Origin of the sequence: Roseospira goensis, assembly GCF_014197795.1 — a bacterium.
Lineage (GTDB): Bacteria > Pseudomonadota > Alphaproteobacteria > Rhodospirillales > Rhodospirillaceae > Rhodospira > Rhodospira goensis.
This window is the reverse complement of sequence record NZ_JACIGI010000001.1, coordinates 1-20,663: the sequence shown is the minus strand read 5'-3', so window position 1 is coordinate 20,663 and position 20,663 is coordinate 1. Positions and strand designations below refer to the sequence as shown.

Sequence of the window (20,663 nt, the reverse complement as noted above, 5' to 3'; positions counted from 1 at the left end):
GCCGCGCCGGGGACCGCAGGATGGTCGGCCGGATTGTCGAGATCGCCGAGGACGGGCGGCACCTGAGTCTGCGGCGCGGCTTCCTCGTCGTCGGCACCGGACACGAGGAGATCGGTCGGGTCGCCCTCGACAGCATCGGGGCGGTGATCGTCAACGCCCACGGGACGACCTGGTCGAATGCCCTGATGATCGCGTTGACGCGACGGGGTGTTCCCGTGGTCCTGTGCGGACCGCAACATCGGCCCGAGGCGGTCCTGTGGCCGGTCGACGGCCACCACGTTCAGGCGCATCGCATGCGGTGCCAGGCCGAGGCCCGCCTGCCGCTGCGCAAACGCCTGTGGCAGCAGCTGGTGCAAGCCAAGATCCGGATGCAGGGGAGCGTTGTGGGGGCCCTCGGCGGACCGGAGGCCGCCTTTGCTCGGCTGGCACGCACCGTGCGGTCCGGTGATCCGGACAACGTGGAAGCCCAGGCCGCGCGGCGCTACTGGCCCTTGGTGATGGGGCCGGATTTCCGACGCGATCCCGAGGCCCCCGGCGCCAACGCGCTCCTCAACTACGGCTACACCGTTCTTCGGGCCGCGACCGCCCGCTCGGTCATGGGCGCCGGTCTCCATCCCACCCTGGGTCTGCATCACCACAATCGCGGCAATCCCATGTGCCTCGTGGACGACGTCATGGAACCGTTCCGGCCGTTCGTGGACCTGACGGTCAGGACGCTGGTGCGGGACGGTCTCGAGGACCTGACACCGCCGGTGAAACAGGCCCTGGTGGCGGTCACCACCCTGGATCTTCCGGGGCCGAAGGGGACGAGCCCCCTGGCGACGGCCCTGGACGCCCTGACCCATTCCCTGGCAACCAGCTTCGAGGCTGGCTCGGCGGCCCTAGACCTACCGACCACGCCGACGGCGCTCGACCTTGTCGGATGCGAGCGGGCGCAATGACCCACCTGTCGGGATATCGCATGACATGGATGATGATCCTGTTCGACCTGCCGGTTGGCACGAAGGCAGAACGCAAACGCGCGACCACCTTTCGGACCTACCTGCTCGATGCGGGGTTCGAGATGGTGCAGTTCTCGGTCTACGCCCGGTTCTGCGCGACTCGGGAGCTGGCGGAAGCGCAGACCCGGGAGATCGAGCGCAACCTGCCCAAGGCGGGAAAGGTCTCGATTCTCTACTTCACCGACAAGCAATACGAAACCTGCCGAACGTACACCGGGGTCTCGCGCCAACCCCAGGCCGGAAAACCGGCCCAGCTCGTGCTGTTCTGAGGGGCCGCGATCTTGCATCTGGGGGTGTCCGGCACAAAAAAACGCCCTGAACACAGGGCGCTAGGGGGACATGCAGTTTAGCCGACAGGGAACCGGGGTCCAGCCGCAACCCGCTGAACGAGCGGCCGTTCCTGAACCACAGTTTAGCCGACAGGGAACCGGGGTCCAGCCGCAACCGCCACGGTCTGGCGGGCCCTGCACGACTAAGTTTAGCCGACAGGGAACCGGGGTCCAGCCGCAACCCTATTATGAGGACTGCGACAATCCTACCTAGTTTAGCCGACAGGGAACCGGGGTCCAGCCGCAACCATTGTTATTACATACATGCTCTCTCTCCCAGTTTAGCCGACAGGGAACCGGGGTCCAGCCGCAACCAGTCGGCCATCGATCCGCTGTCGCAGACAAGTTTAGCCGACAGGGAACCGGGGTCCAGCCGCAACTGCGATGAGTTCCTTGACGTGGGTCAGCATAGTTTAGCCGACAGGGAACCGGGGTCCAGCCGCAACCACGGCGCGCTGCTGCTGACCCTGGCCGTGAGTTTAGCCGACAGGGAACCGGGGTCCTGAGGTGATCCCGATTGTTTGGACAGGTTCGGTGGGTTCGTAAGCTCTGAGGGGCTCCTTGGCGGGTTGGTGGGTGACGGTTCAGGCGGCCAGGCCCGCCGTCTGCAGGGCGGAGCGGCAGCGGAGCCCGGAGGACGGCGGGCCTGGCCAATACACTTCGTCGGGCGTTCGATATGCCAGCCCCTGGTGTGGACGCCGGGTGTTGTAGGTCTTGATCCACGCGCCGATTCCGGCCCGGGCCTCGGATCCGGTGGCGTAGGCCTTCAGGTAGACGTCCTCGTACTTCAGGCTGCGCCACAGGCGTTCGACGAACACATTGTCCATGCAGCGCCCCTTGCCGTCCATGCTGATGCGCACGCCGGCATCCTGGAGAACGCCGGTGAAGTCCAGGCTGGTGAACTGACTGCCCTGGTCGGTGTTGAAGATCTCGGGCTTTCCGTAAATCTCCAGTGCCTCTTTCAAGGCCTCGACACAGAAGTCGGCGTCCATGGTATTGGATAGCTTCCAGGACAGAACCTTTCGGCTGTGCCAGTCCATGATCGCGACCATGTACAGGAACCCTTTCGGCATCGGGATATACGTTATGTCTGCCGCCCAGACTTGGTTCGGCCGGTCGATGGTCAGGCCGCGCAGCAGGTACGGGTAGACCCGGTGCTCCGGGTGCGGCTCGGTGGTGCGCGGGCGGCGGTAGATCGCCTCCAGGCCCATCAGCCGCATCAGCCGGGCCACCCGCTTGCGGCCCACCGACCAGCCCTGGCGCCGCAGGACCTCCGCCATGCGGCGGCTGCCCAGGTAGGGCATCTCCAGAAACTGGCGGTCGATGTCGGCCATCAGGTCCAGGTCTTCCTGGTATTTCGGGCTGTTGTCGTTGACCGGCCTGTAGTACAGGGACGACCGGCTGATGCCGACCAATTGGCACTGGCGGGTTCGGCTCAAGTCCTTGTGGGAGGGATCGATCATGGCTCTGCGCTCCTCCCGGGTCAGCGCTTGAGCCTGACGGCCAAAAAATCGTTCTCGACCTTCAGGCGCCCGATCTGTTTGTAGAGATCATCCACCAGGCGCTCGTTCTCTTTCCCGTCCTGGCCGCCACCCTTCTCGAACGCCGCCGACGCCTGATCGGTCAGCGTCCGTTTCCACTGGTTGATCAGCGTCTGATGAATTTCATACTTCGCGCTCAATTCGGCGACGGTCTTCTCACCCCGCAGGGCCTCCAGGGCCACCTTGGCCTTGAAGGCAGCGCTGTGGTTGCGGCGGGTCTGCTTCGGCATCGTGCGCTCTCCTGTGTCTCCAGGGAGCTCACCTCAGAGCCAACCCACCTGTCCAGATTCTTGGGACCACCTCAGTATTCCTGCCGATTTTCGAGGCTGCCGCACGCGAGGAGCTGCTTTTACGTGCAGGTCCGGCAGCCGCACCACTCTGCATTGCAGTGTTGGACATTGCTGTGGGGCGGGACGACTTCGCTGACACTTGGCCCACCGGGAACGCGGTCGCGGAGATCGACGTCATGGCCGTGCGCGCAGACGCGCGTGGCCGCGGTATCGGCAAGGCGCTTCTGGCGGCGGCGGGACGGCTTCTGGAAGCACGCGGCGTCAGCGATTGCTGCGTTGGGGCGATTGCCGGAAATGCAGGGGCCATTCGCCTTTATGCCAGTGCCGGCTTCCGCCCGGCCTGGGCCGAGATGGTGAGGTGGACGCCCGGCTCCAAACCCAAGTCAAGCGGGATGGCGCAAGCGAAAACCCAGTAACTCCGATGCGCGGAATCGGATCCCTATTCGGCTTATGATGGCGAGCCCGATTTGCGCGGGCATTACCGGCGCTCCGGAGCCCACTGGAGTTGTGATCGTGATGACCCATGCTCCGCCGGATCTGTTGCAGCGACGCGGCTCGGTTCCAAGCGAATTCAACGCCTCTCGCGGAGCGCCTGCCAGCGGCCTGGCGTCATGCCGAAGGCCCGCAGGAAGTGCCGCGTCATGTGGCTCTGGTCGCTGAACCCGGCGGCGAGCGCCGCATCGGCCAGGCTTTCGCCCGCAAGGATCCGGCGCGCGATCGCAAAGCGGCTGAGACCGTATGCGGCCTTGAGGGCCGACATCGAGAGGGCGGAGCGGGGCGCGTCGTCGAGCTCGGCCTTGACGCCACGCAGGGTCTCGTCGGCGATGGGTGTCCTGCGCCGCGGCCGGCCGGCAAGGCGCTCCAGAGCACCGGCCAGATCGGCGAGCGCGCTGACGAGGGCCATGTCCGATGGTGCATCGGCCCGCGCCTTGATCAGGGCGCCGATCGCGTCGATCAGCCCGGCATCGGTCAGGACGGGGCTGGCGAAAGGCAGCGGGCTCAACCCGTTGGCTTCCGCGATAAGCCGGGACGCGATGTGGATCGCGCGGTAGCCATAGCCATCCTCCGTTCCGGGCCGTCCGTCATGCCGCTCGTCGGGATGGAGGATGAAGGCCTGGCCGGCGAGGGCGTGGCGCTACTCGCCCCGGTAGCGGAAGCGTTGCACGCCGTGCGATGTCGTCCCGATGACATAGTTGTCATGGCCGTGGGGCCTGTAGCCGGTTCTTAGCCCCGCCGTCTCGACGATCTCCAGCCCGGCCGCGATGGGGCGGGACCGGATCAGGCCGTCGTCGGGACGGGTCATGGCGCACGATCGTTCAAGACAGGGCGACGCAATGCGGCGATCGTGGCCCGATGATGGAGGATTTGCCGCATCTTGCAAACGCGCTCGCCCTGCTCTGGCTCGCCGCGTTCGCGGCGATGCTGCTGGCCTCGGTCGGGCTGGCGCTGGTCGCCGCTTGAGAATGTCCACGCAACGAACCGCCGACTGTCTCGCCCGGCCGTCATCGGGTCGGCCCGTTCGGCAAAGGCGGAAGGCGGCGCTTCACCGGCGAGGACTGGATGACCGAAGTGTTGGTCATCGCGTGCGGGATGATCCGGTCGATGATCCGCTCCATCTCGGCGACGGAGGCAAGATGCGCGCGGGCCAGAAAGCAATCCTCGCCCGTCACCCGGTCGCACTCGGTGATTTCCGGGATGCCCCGGATGATCTCGACGACTTTCTCCAACTGGCCGGGTACGGGGCGGATGCGCAGCCAGACCGAGATCGGCAGGCCGATGGCGCCCGGTGCGATCTCGGCGGTGTAGCCGCCGATCACGCCGGCCTCTTCCAGCCGCCGGACCCGCTCGGCGACGCTCGGCGCGGAAAGCCCCACCGCGCGCGCCAGGTCGGCGGTGGTGGTGCGGGCGTTTTCGACAAGCAGGGTCAGGATCTTCTGGTCGATCGCGTCGAGTGGACCGTTTTGATATCTAAGGCGCTTCATGGTTTTTGCCTTTGATTAATTCGATTCAAGCTCATCATAGCATCGTTCGATACTGTGAAAAGGTACGGTCGCCCTTCATACTCGATGGAATGAAAGGCTCGCGAGCGGTATCCGCGCTGTCAATGTCCCCCGGGCTCGACCGCGCCGCCAATGCGGTGCCGCCGCACGCATGGTTCGGCGTCAGCGCGGTCTCGCGCTATCTCGGTCCTGCTTTCGCCGTGCTTCTGTTCCCCGTCGTCGGCGTGCTCGGCATCGCCTGGTTCCGGATCGCGACCGCGGCGCTTGTCCTCGCGCCTCTGACCCGGCCATGGCGGACCCTGCGCGACGCGGACGGACGCACGCGGCTCCTGCTGCTCGGTCTCGGCGTCTGCCTCGCCGCTATGAACACCGCCTTCTATCTTGCGCTCGACCGGCTGCCCATGAGCCTCGTTGCGGCGATCGAGTTCCTCGGAACGCTCATCGTCGCGCTTTACGGCCTCAGAACCGGGCGGAACCTTCTGGCGCTCGCACTTGCCGCGCTCGGCATCGTCCTGCTGATCGACGTCGCATGGGCGGCCGACCCGCTCGGCCTGTTCTGGGCGGCGCTGAACGCCGCCCTTTTCACCGGCTATATCGTCCTCGGGCACAGAGCGGCCGAAACGGGCGCGGGCGGCGGCATCGAGCGGCTCGGCGCGGCCATGGCGATCGCCTTCGTCCTTCTGATGCCGATCGGTTTTCTGGAAGCTGCCCGCGCCTTCGGCATGCCGTTGATCGTCCTGGCCGGGATCGGCGTCACCTCGTCCGTCATCCCCTATGTTTGCGACCAGCTCGCCATGGCGCGGCTGCCGCGCGCCTCCTTCGCCCTGCTTCTGGCGCTCTTTCTCGGCGAGGAGATCACGACGACCGCGCTCGCCTCAGCCGTCATCGTCTTCGCGGCGATGATGGTGTGCCTGAAGGCTCGGGTCCGGAGAGGGCCATGAGCGGGCGAGAGACAACGGCAGCGGCCGGGCGCGACCGGAGCACGAGGGCCCTGTCATGAAGCTCACCTTTGTCGGATCCGGAGATGCCTTCGGCAGCGGCGGCCGCTTCCAGACCTGTTTCCATGTCGAGACGGCGGCAGGCAGCTTTCTCATCGATTGCGGCGCATCGTCGATGATCGCGCTCAAGCGCGCCGGCATCGACCGCAACGCGATCGGGACGATCTTCATCACCCATTTCCACGGCGATCATTTCGGCGGCATTCCCTATTTCATCCTGGATGCGCAGTTCTTTTCGAAGCGGAGGGAGCCGCTGACGATCGTCGGGCCGCCGGGCCTCAAGGCCTGGGTCGAGCGGGTCATGGAGACGACCTTTCCCGGCTCGTTCGGGGCGCGGCGCGCGTTCGGGATCGACCTGATCGAGATCGCACCCGGACAAGAGACGGCATTCGGCGGCATCGTCGCGCGGGCCGAGCTCGTCCGCCACGGCCGGCCGGAGGGGCCGTTCCTGGCCTACCGGTTCGCGGTGGGCGACCGCGTGCTCGCCTATACGGGCGATACCGAGTGGACGGAGGCCCTCATCGAAATCGGCCGGGAGGCCGACCTTCTGATCGCCGAGGCCTATACCTTCGACAAGAAGGTGCCGCTGCATCTCGATCTCAGGACGCTGGAGGACAACCTGCCGCGAATCGCGCCGAAGTGCTTGATCCTGACGCATATGAGCGAGGACATGCTCGCCCGTCTGGCCGATCTGCCATATGAGACAGCCGAGGATGGGAAGACGATCGTCCTGTGATCGTGTGGACGGTCGGTTGCCCTGAGCATGCAAGGAGCGTGCATGGCGGAAACGAAGACGCGAGGCGCCTGGCTCTATCGGCGATGGGCCGGGCTCGAACTCGGCCGGCCCGATGGCGGGGCACGGGGCATCGGCCGCGCGCATTTCCATGACGAGGTGCAGATCGCCGTCGTCACGCGCGGCTGCCGGTCGTTCGAGGTCGCGGGGGCGCCCGTCGACGTGCCGGCCGGCGCGATGCTGGTCGTGCCGGCCCGCGTCGCCCATCGCGATCGCGGCGGCCGTGCCGGAGAGACGGGGGACTGGGCGGGCTTCAACCTCTATCTTCCGACGGGCGCCATCGGCGCGGAACCCGAGGATGTCCTCGTCGCCCCCCTCCCGGACGGGCTGATCGGGTGCGCCGGCGGGCCCGGTCGCGCCATCGATGCTTCGGGCCTCCTCGCGCACGCCATGGCAAACGGTCGCATAGGCCTGCGCCAGCCGGCGTGCGGCGCGCCGGATTCCGGGACGGAGGCCGCGCGCTCGGCCGCCTGGCATATCCGCCGGACCAAGCGCGCCACGGGGATCACGCCCTATGCGGCCGAGGTCACGGCGCGGGCGAACCGCGCCCGCCGGATGCTGTGCGCGGGCCATGCGCCGGCCGATGTTGCCGCCGCCCTCGGCTTTGCCGATCAGGCCCACCTGACGCGCCAGTTCCGCCTCTGCTTCGGCACGACGCCCGCCGCCTATCGGCGCGCCATGGTCGCCTGAGACTCCGACCGCACCCCGTACCCCGTCACTTTCGTTCAAGACAGCCGCTCTTCGTTCGGCCCATCGATCGGTCCCGAAAGGAGGCCGTGCGTGGACCTGTCGATCGTTCTCATGCTTTTTGCTGCGGGCCTGCTCGGGGGTGGCGCCAACGCCATTGCCGGGGGCGGGACGTTCTTCACCTTCCCGGCGCTGATCGCCTCGGGGCTCGATCCGCTCGTCGCCAATGCGTCGAACGCGGTGGCGATCTATCCCGGCCATGCCGCCGCCGTGCCCGCCTATCGCGCGGAACTGCGCGCAAGCGGCCGGGCGCTGATCGGGCGCTGTCTCGTGGTGGGCGTCGGTGGCCTCGCTGGGGCGCTGCTCCTGCTCGGCACCGGGCGCGCGCTGTTTGAGGGGCTGGTGCCGTGGCTTCTCTTGTTCGCGACCGTGCTCTTCGCCTGTGCCGGCCGGCTCCAGAGCCTTGCCCGGGACCTTCACGACCGGCCCGCGCGGGGGCTTCTCGTCGAGTTCGTCTTCGCGGTCTATGGCGGCTATTTCGGCGCCGGGCTCGGGATCCTGCTGATGGCGGCGCTGACGATTGTCGGCGTGCGCGACATGCAGATGGCCAACGCCCAGAAGAACCTGCTCGCCACCCTCGTCACGACGCTTTCCGTCGTCACCTTTTCCGCCGCCGGGATCGTTGCCTGGCCGCAGACCCTCGCCGTGCTTGCGGGGGCCCTTGCGGGCGGCTATTTCGGCGCCCGCGCGGCCCGCCACATTCCGGCGCACGCGCTCAAAACGGTGGTGGTGCTGACCGGCCTCGGGCTCAGCGTGTTCTATTTCGCGGCCTGAGCGGCTGTGCGGCGCGTGGTCCGCGTCAGCAGCACCATGGCGCCGACCAGCAGGGCCGCGCCGATCAGGCCGAGGGCGCCGAGCCGCTCGTCGAACATGAGCCAGGCCAGAAGCGTCGCCGTCAGCGGCTCGGTCAGCGCGGCGATACTGGCGACCGTCGCGCCGGTCCGCTTCATGCCGGCAAAGAAGACGACATAGGCAAAGCCCGTCGGCACCAGCCCGATATAGAGCAGCAGCCACAGCCCCTCCGCCGGGACCGATGCGGGCAGATGGATCAGGGCAACGGGCAGCAACATCAGCGCGCCGGCGCCGAGGCCGATGCCGATCAGCGTGAACGGGTGATGGCGCGGCGCCAGCACGCGGCTGAACAGGGTGAAGACCGCGAAACTGACGGCCGAGCCGAGCGCCCAGCCGGTGCCGGCAAGGACGGCCGCCTGCGTAACCCCGACATCGGACGGCACGCCGACCAGCATCGCGGTGCCGGCGATGCCGATCGCGAGCGCGCCGATCACCGGCGCGGTCAGCCGCTCGCCCAGAAAAAGGCCGGCAAGCAGCGCCACCATCAGCGGCGCGGTGCAGATCGTCACGAGGGTTGCGATGGCGACCCCGGTGGTCGCCACGGCGGTGAAGTAGAACAGCTGATAGAGCGCCATCGAGACGCCGATCATGACGATCGCGCCCAGTTCCCGGCCGGCGAAGGCGAAGGTGCGCCGGCCGACGGTGGCAAGCGACAGGATCAGGAGCAGCGGCGAGGCGAGCGCCAGCCGCACGAAGCCGACGAAGACCGGCGAGATCTCGGTGGTGCCGTAGAGCAGCTTCGAGGCGACGCCGACCGTGCCCCACAGCGCGGCCGCCACCGCGACCAACAGCACGGCGCCGAGAGCAGGGACGGACGGGACGTGCTCGGTGCGGCTGGGTGAACTCATCGACAGTGCGAGCGCCATGCACCGCTGATCCTCGCCGAGGACCTGCTCGCTGCCGCGCAAGGTGGCAGAGACTTGGCGCCTGCGCCGACACCGCGCGAAGCGTGAAGAGGCAGGGCCGTTACGCCGCCGTTGAGAGCAGATAATGATGACGGCGAGAATTCGGTCTTCTTATTTTCCATAGCTGGCAGCATGAAGACAAACCGGCGTTTCTTAAAGAGGCAAGCCGACACGCTGGATATCACAAGCCTTCCTATCGAAGGATAAACCCATGAATTGCCTTATTATTGCAACCCGTATTCCGTGCGGTGCATGTCGCGCGCTGCAAGGGCTTGCGGTCGTGGACAAGCGGCAAGGATTGGGCTGTGGCGGTGTGTCATGCCTGGGCTATTGCGGCTGAATCCCCTTCATGGGGAGCGTGGGCAAGGCACGTTCCGACGAGCGCGGTTCGTCAGGTAAAGCCCGACCAGGATCGCGCCGGCGCCGATCGCAAAGCCCGGCGTCAGCCTCTCGCCGAGGATCGCCCAGGCGCTGAGAACGCCGAACAGCGGCGCCAGGAAGCTCATCGCCGAGACCTGCGAGGCCGGATGAAGCTGGATCAGCCGGAAGAAGACGAGATAGCCGATGAAGGCCACGGCGATGGTCTGGAAGGCGAGCGATCCGAGCGCCGTGGCGCTCCAGCGGAGGGTCGCATCGCCCCAGACAAAAGCCGTCGCCGCCAGCAGCGGCACTGACCAGAAGAGTTGATGAAACAGCACGACCGAGGCGTCGACGGTCTTGAGCCGCGTGGCCCGGATGACCAGCACGGTCAGCGCCCAGGCCGCCGCGGCGCCAAGGCACAACAGATCGCCGACAAGCGACGCGCCGCCCGCACCGCCGGCCGGGCGCACCAGCGCGACGATGGCGACGCCCACAAAGGCGATGGCGATGCCGGCGATCTTGCCGCCATCGAAGGGCTCGTCGGCAATCGCTGTCATGGCCGCGAGCGCGATCATCATCGGCGCGGTGTAATAGAGCACCGTCGCGTGGCTGGCAGACGTCAGCGCGATGCCGACATAGAGCAGGCCGAAATCCACGGCGAAAAGCACGCCGAGCAGGACCGACAGCGCGAAGGGTGCGGCGAAGGGATTCGTCCGACGCAGGACGAACCAGAGGGCGAGCAGCGCCGCGCCGCCGGCCGAACGAAGCGCCGCCTGCGCGATCGGCCCGATATCGGCGACGGCGAGCTTGACGGCTGTCTGCTGCGCGCCGAAGGCGGCGAAGATGCCGACAAGCAGGAAGGCCGAAGACAGGGTGAGCGGTGTGCGCGGATCGGACATGCGTCCCATCTCGGCTGCGATCCGGCCCCGGACAAGCGATAGGGCTCGACGCCGGATTTAGCGGAACTAAATCGCCACCATGACCTCGCGCCTGCCCTTCGACGCCCTCAGGACCTTTGCGGAGATCGCGCGGGGGGCGAGCGCGGCCGAGGCCGCCGAGCGGCTGAACGTGACGCCCGGCGCGGTCAGCCAGCGCATCGCCGCCCTTGAGACGCATCTCGGGCGCAGGCTTGTGACCCGGCGCGGCCGCAAGCTCGTGCCGACGAGCGACGGCCTTGCCCTGTTTGAGCAGGTGGGTGCGCATCTCGACGCGATCGAGGACGTGCTGGCGCCCGGCCGGCGCGATCGGGCCTTGCGCCTGCATGCCACGCCCGCCTTCGCCGATGCCTGGCTGATGCCAAGGCTGAAGACGATTCGGGCGCTGGCCGAGCCGTTCACACTCGACCTCGTCACGGCGGCGACGCCCTTCGAGGAGACGCGCGGCTGGAGGGCGTCCGACATCGCCATTCGCTACGGCGCATCGTTTGGCGACGAGCTGATGGCGACGCCGCTGGTGCCCTCTCAGATCGCGCTGGTCGTGGCGACCGCTCATGCAACAGACGACACGGCCGCATTGCTGCGCAGCCAGCCGCTGATCCGTCAGCCGGGCCTCGACGAGTGGCCGGTCTGGCTCGACGCGCTGGGCGTCCCGCCCGATGACGTCACCTGGGGCCCGCGCGTGAGCGATGATGCGGCCAGCCTGCGGGCGGCCGAACTCGGCCACGGTATCGCCAGCGTGCGCGCCTGCAATGTCGGCGACCGGCCGGCGCTGCGCGTCCTGGCCCGACGACCCGCGCCGGGCGGCGCCACCTATCATTTGCTGTCGCGCCGAACGGACCGGGCCGCACCGCCGATCAAGCGCCTGCACAACTGGGCGCGACGCTGCACGTGATCGCGTCCGCCCGGCAACGGAGAGCGGCGCCCCTGCCTCATCGGGCAAACCGAGCGTTCCAGACCGCCACCCGTTCCGCATCGCGGGTCTCGTAGGCGGCGAGTGCGGCATGCGCGTCTGGCGTGTCGTCTGGCGCGCGATCCTCGCCGAGCGCCGTCAGCCGCATCGTGTACCAGGCGGTGACGCCGCCCTCGGGGGGCGAGGCGAAACGCGGGAAGGCCGGATCACCGCCGGCCGCCGTGCGCCACCGGTTCGGCAGGTCCGGGTCGAGAACCAGCGCGCGGGCGAGGCCGACCATGTCGGCCGCCCCGCTTGTCACCGCCGCGACGGCCTCGGCACGGCGCTTGAAGCCGCCGGTGACCATCAGCGGCACGGTCGTCCTGGCCCGTGCCCGCCTGGCGAAATCGATGAAATAGGGGCCGCTCGTGCGCCGATCCGAGGCCGACGGCGCGCCGGGGAAATAGGTGCCGCCGCTGATATCGATCAGATCGAGGCCTGCGCCGTTTAGCGCGGCGATGATGTCGAGCGCCTCGGCCTCGGTCAGCCCGCCGTCGAGCTGGTCTGTGGCGTTGAGCTTGAGCGCGACGGGAAAGTCCGGCCCCACCGCCGCGCGCACCGCGGCGATGGTCTCAACAAGCACGCGCATGCGATTGGCGAGCGATCCGCCCCAGCCGTCCGTGCGCCGGTTGAACAGCGGCGACAGGAACTGGCTGAAGAGGAAGCCGTGCGCGGCATGGATCTGCACGCCGGCAAACCCAACGCTTCGCGCCAAGGCGGCGGCGCGCGCGAAGCCGGCCGGCAGGGCTTCTATCTCGGCCGGCGTCATGGCTTCGCACGTCAGGCCCGGCAGGTCGAGCGCCGAGGGTCCCTTCGGGGTGGAGATCGGCGGATGCGCCATGGCGCCGGCATGGCCGAGTTGGACGAACAAGGCGCACCCATTGCCGCCGCCGCGCCGGGCGAGTTCGGCAAGACGCGCGTCGTCCATGTCCGGCGCCAGCACGAGATTGCCCGGTCTTTCGGCGAAGCGCGGATCGCCCTGCACCTCGCCGACGATCGACAGCGCCGCGCCACCTTCGGCCCAGCGCTCATAGAGGCGTATCTGCGCGTTCGTCGGCGCGCCGCGCCCGTCGCCGAGCGAATCCGACATCGCCGCCTTGGCGATGCGCGTCTTCAGAACCGCGCCGCAGGGCAGCGTGAGGGGTCGGAACGAGGTCTGAGTGTCTTGATCGTCGAAATCCGTCACGAGGATGCGTCCTCGAAAGCCGCGGCGAGCGCGTCACGCGCCCGCACGATGTGGGCGGTCAGGATCGCGCGGGCCCTGGCCTCGTCGCGGGCGCGGCAGGCTTCCAGCAGATCGCGGTGTTCGGCGTCGGACGGGCCCTGATGGTCCATCGTGCCGATGGCGAGCCGCAGATAGCGGTCGGCGAGCGCATTGAGGCTCTCGATATGGGCCAGAAGGCGCGGTCGGCCGCAGGGCGCATGCAGCGTTCGGTGGAAGGCGGCATTGAGATCGCCGAACCGGTCGAGCGGCGCGTTCTCGATGTCGCGCTGGATCTCGGCGGCGCGGTCGATCCGGGCATTGGTGAGATGCGGCAGGGCGAGCCCGAGCGCCAGCGGTTCGGCCGCCGCGCGCATGTCGAAAATATCGAGCAGATCGTCCTTGCTCAGCCGCGCGACGATGGCCGAACGGTTCGGCGGCACATCGACAAGCCCCTGCGCCTCCAGAAGGCGCAAGGCCTCGCGCACCGGCATGCGGCTGACGCCGAACCGCGCGGCGAGCGCGTCCTGACCGAGCCGCGCGCCGCCCTCGATCGCGCCCGAGACGATCTCGTCGCGCAGGCGCTCGGCGATCTCGGCGGCCTGCGCGCCGCGCTGCTGCCTGTCGCTCATGCCGTGTTTCGCCCTTCGCTTTGCCTTCCAGACATAAAGCATGGTTGACTTAACATCCATATCAGAAAAATGTATCCAAAATACATGGATGGATGCAAAGGAGCGTCATGCGCCTGTCTCTTATCGTCTCGGCCCTTGTCGCCGTCATCGTCGGTTTCGGCGGGTCGGTCGCCATCGTCATCGCCGCCGCCGAGGCCGTCGGGGCATCGGCGGCCGCCACCTCGTCGTGGCTTGCGGCGGTCTGTCTGGCGAAGGCCATCGCGTCGGGCTATCTCAGCACCCGCCACCGGATGCCGATCGTGCTGGCCTGGTCGACCCCGGGTGCAGCACTGGTCGCCACCTCGTCAGGCATCGGCTTCGCCGAAGCGGTCGGTGCGTTTGCCGCCTGTGCCGTGCTGATCGTCCTGACGGCGCTGGTCCGCCCTTTGGGCGAACTTGTGCGCCGCATCCCGACGTCGCTTGCGACCGCCGTGCTGGCGGGCGTGCTGTTCGACTTCGTCATGGGTGCTGTGACCCGGTCGGTCGACCTGCCGCTGATCGGCGTGCCGATGATCCTGGTCTTCGTGAGCGCGCGGCTGTGGTCGCCAAGCTGGGCGGTGATCGGCGCGCTTGTCATTGGCTTCGGAACGGCGCTCGCCTTCGGTCTCAACGACCCGCTGCCCGCGCCGGTCCTGTCTGAGCTCGTCTGGACCACGCCGCGCTTCGACGCGGCGGCCCTGATCGGGCTCGCCCTGCCGCTCTACATCGTCACCATGGCCTCGCAGAACCTGCCGGGCTTCGCAGTGCTGCGCGCGGACGGCTACGATCCGCCCGTCCAGTCGATCCTTGGCGCCACCGGGCTTGCCTCGCTTGTGAGCGCCCCGTTCGGCGCCCACACCACGTCACTGGCCGCGATCACCGCCTCGATCTGCACCGGTCCCGACGCCCATCCCGATCCAGCCAAGCGATGGCTCGGCGGGATCGTCTATGCCGGAGGTTATCTCGTGCTGGCGGCCATTGCCGCGTCGGTGGTCGCGCTCTTCGCCGCCTTTCCGGCCGAGCTGATCCTGATCCTGGCCGGCCTTGCCCTGACGGGGCCCTTCATCGGCGCGCTGTCGGTGGCCGTATCACACGGTGACGAGGCCTTTGCCGCCGTCGCCACCTTCGTCGTGACGGCATCGGGACTGACGCTGCTGGGCATCGGCGCCGCCTTCTGGGGGCTGTTGGCGGGGCTGGCGCTCGAAGGCGCGAGACGGGCGAAGAAGGACAGGCCGCACCAGCGCAGGGAGATCACCCGGTAGGCGCAGGCGGGCATTGGCGACTGCCGATCCATTTCATCAAGCCGGCCCGGCGGCTCTCAAAGGGAGTGCACGATGCTGAATCACCATTCTGCTCACGTTTGGCAACTTACAGTGCTTGTCAGTGAGATGCGATCGGAACGCTTGCATGGCTGAAGAAGACGGTTCTTCGAGATCGAGAGGTCCTGTACGTTCTCGGACGTGTATCGCGCCCAGTCCAGTTGAACTGGAAACGTTTCTTCGTGTTGCGGAATGCCGGAGTTTGAGAAAAGCCGCAATAGGGCTCGCTGTCGGACAACCCGCCGTATCACGCCGCATCGGATACCTCGAAGATCATCTTGGAGTCTCGCTGTTCGAGAGGCACTCTTCCGGTGTCCGGCTCACCGCAACAGGGTGGGCGTTTGCTGAGCACGCCCACTTCATTCTCCAGGAATTGTACTCCGTTGTGGAAATGGCGCGCTCGGCAGGCGCAGGGTGCAAGGGTGTACTGAGACTAGGGTTGGTCGCCTCGCTGTCATGCGGCGTCATGCGAGACATCCTTGCGGAATTCGTGGCGCAGCACCCCCGCGTTGATATCAGAGCCGTTGAGACCGAAAGAAGTAAACTGCTCACGCTGTTAAATGATCGCCGGTTGGATGCAATGATGGCGGCAGGCGGCTTTTCTCCGGATGTGGGTGAGAGCCTTGAAATAAGTAAAGAGAAGATCTTTGTCGCCGTTTCGGAGGAGAGTGATCTGGCAAGAAAAGGACGCCTGTCATGGGACAGCGTTCAGAGCGTTCCATTCTTGGTGAGTTCGGCTGATCCCGGCCCGGAAATCCATGACTATATCATTCGGAGACTGGCGGGCCTTGGTCGTCGCCCAAATGTGACGCGCCACGGGCTTGGACGAGAAGGGATAATCAATCTCGTCGGTCTCGGGTTGGGCGTCAGCCTCGTAGCCGAACACTGGTGCGGCGTCACCTATCCGGGGGTCGTGTTCCGAGAGATCGGTGAGGAGGATGAGCGTATCCCGTTTTCGCTCGTCTGGCGCGCTGACAATGACAACCCGGCGCTCAGGCGGTTTGTGAGCCTGGCGCGGATCGAGGCGCGGAAGGCTGCCGCTTCTCTTTCCGCCGCTTCGCAAAGGCCCGATCCGTTGCCATGAACCGCGCCAGCATGGGCGCTATCAGCTTTGCAGGCTCGTGGGTCTGGCCGGTCTCGCGAGCGAGCGCGTCGGCATAGGCGACAAGGTCGCGGTGGACGTCGGCGGGCAGTTCCAGGGCCACCTTCACCGGTTTGTCGTCGGGAATGGGTCCGAGCTTCAGTTTCGTCATCGATCAGCTTTCGTAGGGTTCGAGGATGAGGTCGCGGGTGACCATGACCCGCACCGGGAATCCGGGTCGGATGGTCAGGGTCGGCGGCACGGTGAGTTGGCGGCGGACGATCTCGTCCCCGGCGCGGCCGACCGTGTCCTGGGCGCCATCGCGGATCGCCTCGGCGATCTCGTCGTCATTGTCCTGGCCAAACTCCAGACCGATGTTGAGGATGGTCGCGAGGCCGGCGGCGCGGAGAAGCTGACCCCAATGATAGTCGACGCCGTCTTCGAGACCGCCGTAGCCGGCTTCGTCGGCGCCGGGCTGGCGTTCGAGCACGATTGAGCGCCCGTTCGGCAGGACCATCCGGGTCCAGACCAAGAGCACGCGACGCTGGCCGAAGGCGACGCGGCTGTCATACTCGCCGATGAGCCGCGCGCCTTGCGGGACCAACAGGAAACGCCCGGTCGGGCTGTCATAGATATGCTCCGTCACTTGGGCGGTAATCTGACCGGGTAGATCGGAGCGCAGGCCGGTCACCAGTGCGGCGGGGATCACCGCGCCGGCCTGAAGCACGTAAGGGCTTGCTGGGTCCACGAGACGTTCGCCGCTTGTGGTGCGACGATCGACAGGCTGGTCGAGAAACGCTTGACGCCTCTCCACGGCATCCGGTTCTGACCCAGGCTGCGCGAGCGCCGGAAACACCGTCTGCGGATCGATCTGCGGGCCTGTCGGGGCTGTGACGTCCAGAAGGCCTCCGCTCTCGGCGGTGGTCGCATCATGGAACAGCCGACTGAGGCGCGCCGCCTCCTGCTCCTGCAAGCGTATCTGCTGTTCCGGGTCCATGGCGGGACCGGGTGCGACGGGCGCGACCGGCACAGGCTCGCCGCGCTCGCGCGCCGCCAGAACCGGGCGTCCGAGTTCGCCGGGGAGTGGCGGGCCGAGTTGCGGGACCTGGCTGTAATCCTCCGGCAGCGACAAGAGCTCGTCGGCGGTCGGCACGCGCTCGGTGTTGAACAGCTCCGCCGGTCCATCGCCGCGCTCCGGGTCCTGCAGAGCGACGATCAGGATCGCGCCGAGGCTCAAGCAGCCGGCCGCGGCGAGGATGCCGAGCGTCCTGCGGGAGAGGCGCATGACCCGCGGCGGATCGGGCCGCAGGCGCAGCTCGGCGGCGATCTCAGCCTCGGGACGCGGACCGGGCCGGATCTCCTTCTCCTCTCGGCCGTCGCCTGGGTCGCTCATGAGTCCGCTCCGACATGGCGTGCTGGCGCGCGCCTAACGCCATCGGTGCGGACGATGCGCACCACCTGTTGACGATCGCCGAGACGCAGTTCGGCGGCGGCGACGAGCCGGTCGACGATGATGTAATTGCGGCGGATGCGGTAGTTGACGAGCTGGCCTTCGCCTTCCGGTCCGATGATGAAGAGCGGCGGCATCTCGCCCTGGCCGATGCCGCGCGGGAACTCGATGAAGACCTGCCGGCCGTCATCGAAGGCGCCGCGGGGCCGCCAGGGTGGTCGGTCGCCTTCGATACGGTAGCGGAAGCGAAGATTGTCGAGCGCGACGTCGCGCCCGATCGGCAGCGCGGCCTCGGCGTCGGCGTTGCCGCGCCGGAGCGCGATCAGCTCGTCTTGCGGATAGCGCCAGGAGACCGACGCCATATAGGCGCTCGGATGCGCGCGAAGCTCCAGATGATAGGTCCGCCGGTCGGTGTTGATGACGAGGTTGGTGAAGATATCGGGCCGGGTCGGCTTGACCAGGATGTGCGTGCGCTGCGTGTCGCCCGCGCCGCTGATCGTGTCGCCAATGATCCAGCGGGCCGTGTCGCCTGCCGCGATCGGGCCGTTGCCGACCAAGCTCTCGCCCGGTTGCAAGGCGATGTCGGTGACCTGTCCAGGCGAGGAATAGACCTGGTAGAGCGCCCCGGCGCTGTAGGGATAGAGCTGGACCGCGTTGATGAAACCGTCGCGGACGGGTTCGATGCGGGCGGCGGCGTTGGCCTCCTCGATCCGTTCGGGCGGCTCTCCGGCTTCGGGCACCGGTCCGCCGTCCTCGACGGGCATGAGCTGGCCCGGCAGCGGCAAAGGCACGGGCCGCTCGACCACTTCGACCGGACGGGCGGGTTCTGGCAGAAGCGTCGCCTCGATGGGTGGCTCGTCATAGTCGATCTGGGGCGGCCGGAACGTGGAACATCCGGACAGCACTGTTGCTGCAAGCAGGATCGCCGGAAGCGCCGCTGAGTGAAGGGTCTTGATTTTCATTGTGCGCTCTCCCGTGACCAGTTGATGGCGTGAACGAAAATGCCGAGTGGATTGCTGCGCAGCCGCTCGGCGTCGCGCGGCGGCTGGATCGCGATGGTGAGGATCGCCGTCCAGCGCTCGGTCTGGCTGAGTTGGCCGTTCTGGTAACGCCGCTCGATCCAGGCGACGCGGAAGCTGTTGTCGGAGGCGCGGATGACGCTGGAGACCTCGACGGAGATCTGCGTCTGACCGACCCGCGCGAAGGGATCGTTGACCCGCGCATAGTCGTTGAGCGCCAGCGCGCCGCGATCGGTGGTGAAGTCGTAGGCGCGCAGCCAACTCTGGCGCAGCACGATCGGATCGGCCGGGACTTGCCGGACGTTTTCGATGAAGCGCGCCAGGTGGAAAGCGATCTGGGGATCGGTCGGCCGATAGTCTGCGGTCGCCGGCGCCACAGCCTGGGCCTGCCCGAGGTCATCCACCTCGACCACGTAGGGCACGATCGTCCCTTGCGTCGATTGCCAGGCGAGCGCGCCGGCCAGTCCGCCGGAGAGCGCGAGGCAGCAGAAGGCCATGAGCCGCCAGTTGCGCGCCTGGACCCGCGCCGAGCCGATGCGCTCGTCCCAGGCTTGCGCTGCCTTCTGATAGGGCGTGACCGGCTCGGGGCTCGTGGCGTAGCGAACGCTGGGGCGTTTGAAGAGGCTCATGGTTTCTCCGAGAGGCTGACCGACGTGCCCGCTCCGCCATGGTCGCCAGAGCGAACGACATGGGCAGCCGTGGCGACGCCGTGATTGAGGGTCTGCTGTCGCCGGAGGCGCTGCGCCCAAGCGGGCGGGCCGCCATTTGACGATCCTGGGGCGGACGCCGGCATGTCCGCCGCATTCGAGAACTTGCCGCCGGTCGCGGTGAACGCAGCCCGCGATCCGCTTTCATAGCTCTCCTTCATCGCGCCAGCAGCCTTGCGCAGGGGACTTCCCGCAGCGCTCATCCCGGCCTTGCCGACATTCGCGAGACCGGCGGCGACACTGGATGCGCCGCCGCCAGCGCTGGAACTGCCAAGGCGATAGGCGGTCGAAGCGCCGCCGGCGACGGAAGCCGCCCCACGCGCGCTGGCTCCAACGGCTCCGGCGGCGATGCCGCCCGCCATGGCGCCGCCCACAGCGAGACCGCCCGCTGCGAGACCCGTGCCCACTGCGGCGCCGGCGCCAAGCTGCGGTCCGCCCGAGACGATGCCGTTGGCAATGCCGGGGCCGAAGATCCCGAGGGCCAAGAGTGACAACGCCGCGAGCACCACGGCCATGGCATCTTCGATGGTCGGCTCGCCGCTGAAACCGGCGGTGAACTCGCCGAAGATGGTCGAGCCGATTCCAACGATGACCGCGAGCACTAGGGCCCGTTGACAATCAGGGGATTCCCATCCGCACCGAAAAATGATTCAAGATCCTTTTTACCGGGGGTCTTGAGAATGGATGCGGAGCGTTTCGTCATCACGGACAGGGTTTGGGAGAGGGTTGCGCCGCTGCTGCCTGGCAAGGCGACGGACTGTGGCGTGACGGCGGCGGATAACCGCTTGTTTCTGGAAGCCGTCATGTGGCGGGTGCGCACGGGGTCCCCTTGGCGCGATCTACCGGCTGTTTTCGGCAATTGGAACAGTACGTTCCAGCGTTTCCGACGGTGGGCGAAGGCGGGTGTTTTCGAGCGGGTGTTCGAGGAACTCTCTGGAGAGCCGGATTTCGAATACGCGATCATCGATGGCACCATCGTCAGCGCTCACCAGAAGGCGAGCGGCGCAAAAGGGGGGCTCAAAATCAGGTTCATCACGGAATTCCGGGGAAGGCGGCGCGGATCTTGAGGAAGAAGTAGGCGTCATCGCGGAAGCCGTAGGCCATCCGCTTGATGACCTTGATGCGGTTGTTGATGCCTTCGAGGACGCTGGTGTTGAGGCGCCAGACGGTTGCGGCCGCGATGCCTGCGAGGTAAGGCTCAAGGCGCGTGGCGAAGCGCATCAGGGCCGGAATGGCGCTGTCACGCGCCTTTCTGGCCCAGTCGTTCCAGGCGGTACGGGCGGCTTCAGGCGAGGACAGTCGCCACAGGCCCTTGAGTTCGTCCCTGAGGACATAGACCGTCATGAGGGATTGATTGGCGGCCAGTAGTTCATTGAGCCGGACATGATCCTCCTCGCGCCCTATGGTTTCACGATTCCGCAGGAGGAGCCAACGCGCCGTCTTGACGACTTTGCGTGCTTTCTTGTCGTGGCGGAGCCGGTTCGCCTCGTCGACACGAACCCGATCGATGACCTCGCGGCCGTACTTGGCAAT

The 20,663-nt window shown here is 67.3% G+C and carries 23 protein-coding genes, 2 pseudogenes and 1 CRISPR repeat array; of the genes and pseudogenes, 11 read left to right on the top strand and 14 right to left on the bottom strand.

What is annotated here, in order from left to right:
* Positions 1–20 precede the first annotated feature (20 nt).
* On the top strand, positions 21–941 hold the full coding sequence (gene cas1 / locus GGD88_RS00125) for a type II CRISPR-associated endonuclease Cas1 (protein WP_184430808.1): 921 nt from the start codon (positions 21–23) through the stop codon (positions 939–941).
* Positions 938–1,270, top strand: a complete 333-nt coding sequence (gene cas2, locus GGD88_RS00120; RefSeq protein WP_184430807.1) for a CRISPR-associated endonuclease Cas2 — start codon at positions 938–940, stop codon at positions 1,268–1,270. Before cas1 ends, cas2 begins: the two co-directional genes overlap by 4 nt.
* 74 nt (positions 1,271–1,344) lie before the next feature.
* Positions 1,345–1,842: a CRISPR direct-repeat array (repeat unit 36 nt; unit sequence AGTTTAGCCGACAGGGAACCGGGGTCCAGCCGCAAC).
* Between the two features lie 72 nt (positions 1,843–1,914).
* On the opposite strand, the gene GGD88_RS00115 is transcribed toward cas2, so the two are convergent.
* Positions 1,915–3,101, bottom strand: a protein-coding gene (locus tag GGD88_RS00115) for an IS3 family transposase (RefSeq protein WP_246423458.1) whose coding sequence is annotated in 2 segments (ribosomal slippage) — positions 1,915–2,834 and positions 2,834–3,101 — 1,188 coding nt in all. Because the reading frame shifts where the segments join, the coding sequence is not laid out codon by codon here.
* Between the two features lie 158 nt (positions 3,102–3,259).
* Between GGD88_RS00115 and GGD88_RS00110 the strand changes: the two genes are divergently transcribed.
* Complete coding sequence (locus tag GGD88_RS00110; protein ID WP_343056158.1) at positions 3,260–3,577, top strand: GNAT family N-acetyltransferase; 318 nt, start codon at positions 3,260–3,262, stop codon at positions 3,575–3,577.
* Positions 3,578–3,732: 155 nt separating this feature from the next.
* Here the strand turns inward: GGD88_RS00110 and GGD88_RS18560 are convergent, their stop codons facing one another.
* The 3 genes and pseudogenes from GGD88_RS18560 to GGD88_RS00095 form a co-directional block, all read right to left on the bottom strand.
* A complete protein-coding gene (locus GGD88_RS18560; RefSeq protein ID WP_246423470.1) occupies positions 3,733–3,921 on the bottom strand; it encodes a helix-turn-helix domain-containing protein in 189 nt (62 codons plus the stop codon).
* Positions 3,922–4,053: 132 nt separating this feature from the next.
* Positions 4,054–4,464: pseudogene (locus GGD88_RS19245) on the bottom strand (AraC family ligand binding domain-containing protein); the annotation flags it as partial.
* Between the two features lie 199 nt (positions 4,465–4,663).
* A complete protein-coding gene (locus tag GGD88_RS00095; RefSeq protein ID WP_184430802.1) occupies positions 4,664–5,143 on the bottom strand; it encodes an Lrp/AsnC family transcriptional regulator in 480 nt (159 codons plus the stop codon).
* Between the two features lie 122 nt (positions 5,144–5,265).
* On the opposite strand from GGD88_RS00095, the gene GGD88_RS00090 reads away from it, so the two are divergent.
* From GGD88_RS00090 to GGD88_RS00075, 4 genes are all read left to right on the top strand, one after another.
* On the top strand, positions 5,266–6,102 hold the full coding sequence (locus GGD88_RS00090; RefSeq protein ID WP_221236923.1) for an EamA family transporter: 837 nt from the start codon (positions 5,266–5,268) through the stop codon (positions 6,100–6,102).
* 55 nt (positions 6,103–6,157) lie between these two features.
* The gene (locus tag GGD88_RS00085; protein WP_184430801.1) at positions 6,158–6,895 is read left to right on the top strand and encodes an MBL fold metallo-hydrolase; all 738 of its coding nucleotides are present in this window, start codon (positions 6,158–6,160) and stop codon (positions 6,893–6,895) included.
* Positions 6,896–6,937: 42 nt separating this feature from the next.
* A complete protein-coding gene (locus tag GGD88_RS00080; protein WP_184430800.1) occupies positions 6,938–7,642 on the top strand; it encodes an AraC family transcriptional regulator in 705 nt (234 codons plus the stop codon).
* A gap of 90 nt (positions 7,643–7,732) precedes the next feature.
* Positions 7,733–8,473: a TSUP family transporter gene (locus GGD88_RS00075; RefSeq protein ID WP_184430799.1), complete on the top strand. Its 741-nt coding sequence runs from the start codon at positions 7,733–7,735 to the stop codon at positions 8,471–8,473.
* Here GGD88_RS00075 and GGD88_RS00070 read toward each other — a convergent pair.
* Both GGD88_RS00070 and GGD88_RS00065 read right to left on the bottom strand, forming a co-directional pair.
* Positions 8,458–9,417, bottom strand: a complete 960-nt coding sequence (locus GGD88_RS00070) for a DMT family transporter (RefSeq protein ID WP_221236922.1) — start codon at positions 9,415–9,417, stop codon at positions 8,458–8,460. The genes GGD88_RS00075 and GGD88_RS00070 overlap by 16 nt on opposite strands.
* A 386-nt stretch (positions 9,418–9,803) precedes the next feature.
* On the bottom strand, positions 9,804–10,715 hold the full coding sequence (locus GGD88_RS00065; protein WP_184430798.1) for a DMT family transporter: 912 nt from the start codon (positions 10,713–10,715) through the stop codon (positions 9,804–9,806).
* 79 nt (positions 10,716–10,794) lie between these two features.
* On the opposite strand from GGD88_RS00065, the gene GGD88_RS00060 reads away from it, so the two are divergent.
* Positions 10,795–11,646 (top strand): LysR family transcriptional regulator, encoded by an 852-nt coding sequence (locus tag GGD88_RS00060; RefSeq protein ID WP_184430797.1) that lies wholly within the window; start codon positions 10,795–10,797, stop codon positions 11,644–11,646.
* Between the two features lie 37 nt (positions 11,647–11,683).
* On the opposite strand, the gene GGD88_RS00055 is transcribed toward GGD88_RS00060, so the two are convergent.
* Positions 11,684–12,889: an oxidoreductase gene (locus GGD88_RS00055; RefSeq protein WP_184430796.1), complete on the bottom strand. Its 1,206-nt coding sequence runs from the start codon at positions 12,887–12,889 to the stop codon at positions 11,684–11,686.
* Entirely contained in the window at positions 12,886–13,536 is a 651-nt protein-coding gene (locus GGD88_RS00050) for a GntR family transcriptional regulator (protein ID WP_184430967.1), read from the bottom strand. Before GGD88_RS00050 ends, GGD88_RS00055 begins: the two co-directional genes overlap by 4 nt.
* A 107-nt stretch (positions 13,537–13,643) precedes the next feature.
* Here GGD88_RS00050 and GGD88_RS00045 point away from each other — a divergent pair, with 107 nt between their 5' ends.
* Both GGD88_RS00045 and GGD88_RS19350 read left to right on the top strand, forming a co-directional pair.
* On the top strand, positions 13,644–14,816 hold the full coding sequence (locus GGD88_RS00045) for a benzoate/H(+) symporter BenE family transporter (RefSeq protein WP_184430795.1): 1,173 nt from the start codon (positions 13,644–13,646) through the stop codon (positions 14,814–14,816).
* A gap of 145 nt (positions 14,817–14,961) precedes the next feature.
* Positions 14,962–15,957: a LysR family transcriptional regulator gene (locus GGD88_RS19350; protein ID WP_184430794.1), complete on the top strand. Its 996-nt coding sequence runs from the start codon at positions 14,962–14,964 to the stop codon at positions 15,955–15,957.
* Here GGD88_RS19350 and GGD88_RS00035 read toward each other — a convergent pair.
* The 5 genes from GGD88_RS00035 to GGD88_RS00015 are packed head-to-tail and all read right to left on the bottom strand — an operon-like array spanning position 15,866 to position 19,732.
* Positions 15,866–16,126, bottom strand: a complete 261-nt coding sequence (locus tag GGD88_RS00035) for a DUF2274 domain-containing protein (protein ID WP_184430793.1) — start codon at positions 16,124–16,126, stop codon at positions 15,866–15,868. The two genes, GGD88_RS19350 and GGD88_RS00035, sit on opposite strands and share 92 nt — an antisense overlap.
* Before the next feature lie 3 nt (positions 16,127–16,129).
* Entirely contained in the window at positions 16,130–17,347 is a 1,218-nt protein-coding gene (locus tag GGD88_RS00030) for a TraB/TrbI/VirB10 family type IV secretion system protein (RefSeq protein WP_184430792.1), read from the bottom strand.
* On the bottom strand, positions 17,344–18,366 hold the full coding sequence (trbG, locus tag GGD88_RS00025) for a P-type conjugative transfer protein TrbG (RefSeq protein ID WP_184430791.1): 1,023 nt from the start codon (positions 18,364–18,366) through the stop codon (positions 17,344–17,346). The genes GGD88_RS00030 and trbG overlap by 4 nt, the downstream gene beginning before the upstream one ends.
* Entirely contained in the window at positions 18,363–19,052 is a 690-nt protein-coding gene (trbF, locus tag GGD88_RS00020) for a conjugal transfer protein TrbF (RefSeq protein ID WP_184430790.1), read from the bottom strand. Before trbF ends, trbG begins: the two co-directional genes overlap by 4 nt.
* Complete coding sequence (locus GGD88_RS00015) at positions 19,049–19,732, bottom strand: TrbL/VirB6 family protein (protein ID WP_221236921.1); 684 nt, start codon at positions 19,730–19,732, stop codon at positions 19,049–19,051. The genes trbF and GGD88_RS00015 overlap by 4 nt, the downstream gene beginning before the upstream one ends.
* Positions 19,733–19,810: 78 nt before the next feature.
* On the opposite strand from GGD88_RS00015, the pseudogene GGD88_RS00010 reads away from it, so the two are divergent.
* Positions 19,811–20,179 (top strand): annotated as a pseudogene (locus tag GGD88_RS00010) (IS5 family transposase); the annotation flags it as partial.
* Here GGD88_RS00010 and GGD88_RS00005 read toward each other — a convergent pair.
* Positions 20,163–20,663 (bottom strand): transposase (locus GGD88_RS00005; protein ID WP_184430788.1); only part of this gene is annotated, 501 nt, incomplete at its 5' end. The pseudogene GGD88_RS00010 and the gene GGD88_RS00005 sit on opposite strands and share 17 nt — an antisense overlap.

What these genes read in the sequence shown, in the direction of transcription:
- cas1 (WP_184430808.1), top strand. Translation starts at nt 21, where the DNA reads ATGGTCGGCCGGATTGTCGAGATCGCCGAGGACGGGCGGCACCTGAGT.
- cas2 (WP_184430807.1), top strand. Translation starts at nt 938, where the DNA reads ATGACCCACCTGTCGGGATATCGCATGACATGGATGATGATCCTGTTC.
- GGD88_RS18560 (WP_246423470.1), bottom strand. Translation starts at nt 3,921, where the DNA reads ATGTCGGCCCTCAAGGCCGCATACGGTCTCAGCCGCTTTGCGATCGCG.
- GGD88_RS00095 (WP_184430802.1), bottom strand. Translation starts at nt 5,143, where the DNA reads ATGAAGCGCCTTAGATATCAAAACGGTCCACTCGACGCGATCGACCAG.
- GGD88_RS00090 (WP_221236923.1), top strand. Translation starts at nt 5,266, where the DNA reads ATGTCCCCCGGGCTCGACCGCGCCGCCAATGCGGTGCCGCCGCACGCA.
- GGD88_RS00085 (WP_184430801.1), top strand. Translation starts at nt 6,158, where the DNA reads ATGAAGCTCACCTTTGTCGGATCCGGAGATGCCTTCGGCAGCGGCGGC.
- GGD88_RS00080 (WP_184430800.1), top strand. Translation starts at nt 6,938, where the DNA reads ATGGCGGAAACGAAGACGCGAGGCGCCTGGCTCTATCGGCGATGGGCC.
- GGD88_RS00070 (WP_221236922.1), bottom strand. Translation starts at nt 9,417, where the DNA reads ATGGCGCTCGCACTGTCGATGAGTTCACCCAGCCGCACCGAGCACGTC.
- GGD88_RS00065 (WP_184430798.1), bottom strand. Translation starts at nt 10,715, where the DNA reads ATGTCCGATCCGCGCACACCGCTCACCCTGTCTTCGGCCTTCCTGCTT.
- GGD88_RS00060 (WP_184430797.1), top strand. Translation starts at nt 10,795, where the DNA reads ATGACCTCGCGCCTGCCCTTCGACGCCCTCAGGACCTTTGCGGAGATC.
- GGD88_RS00050 (WP_184430967.1), bottom strand. Translation starts at nt 13,536, where the DNA reads ATGAGCGACAGGCAGCAGCGCGGCGCGCAGGCCGCCGAGATCGCCGAG.
- GGD88_RS00045 (WP_184430795.1), top strand. Translation starts at nt 13,644, where the DNA reads ATGCGCCTGTCTCTTATCGTCTCGGCCCTTGTCGCCGTCATCGTCGGT.
- GGD88_RS19350 (WP_184430794.1), top strand. Translation starts at nt 14,962, where the DNA reads ATGGCTGAAGAAGACGGTTCTTCGAGATCGAGAGGTCCTGTACGTTCT.
- GGD88_RS00035 (WP_184430793.1), bottom strand. Translation starts at nt 16,126, where the DNA reads ATGACGAAACTGAAGCTCGGACCCATTCCCGACGACAAACCGGTGAAG.
- GGD88_RS00030 (WP_184430792.1), bottom strand. Translation starts at nt 17,347, where the DNA reads ATGAGCGACCCAGGCGACGGCCGAGAGGAGAAGGAGATCCGGCCCGGT.
- trbG (WP_184430791.1), bottom strand. Translation starts at nt 18,366, where the DNA reads ATGAAAATCAAGACCCTTCACTCAGCGGCGCTTCCGGCGATCCTGCTT.
- trbF (WP_184430790.1), bottom strand. Translation starts at nt 19,052, where the DNA reads ATGAGCCTCTTCAAACGCCCCAGCGTTCGCTACGCCACGAGCCCCGAG.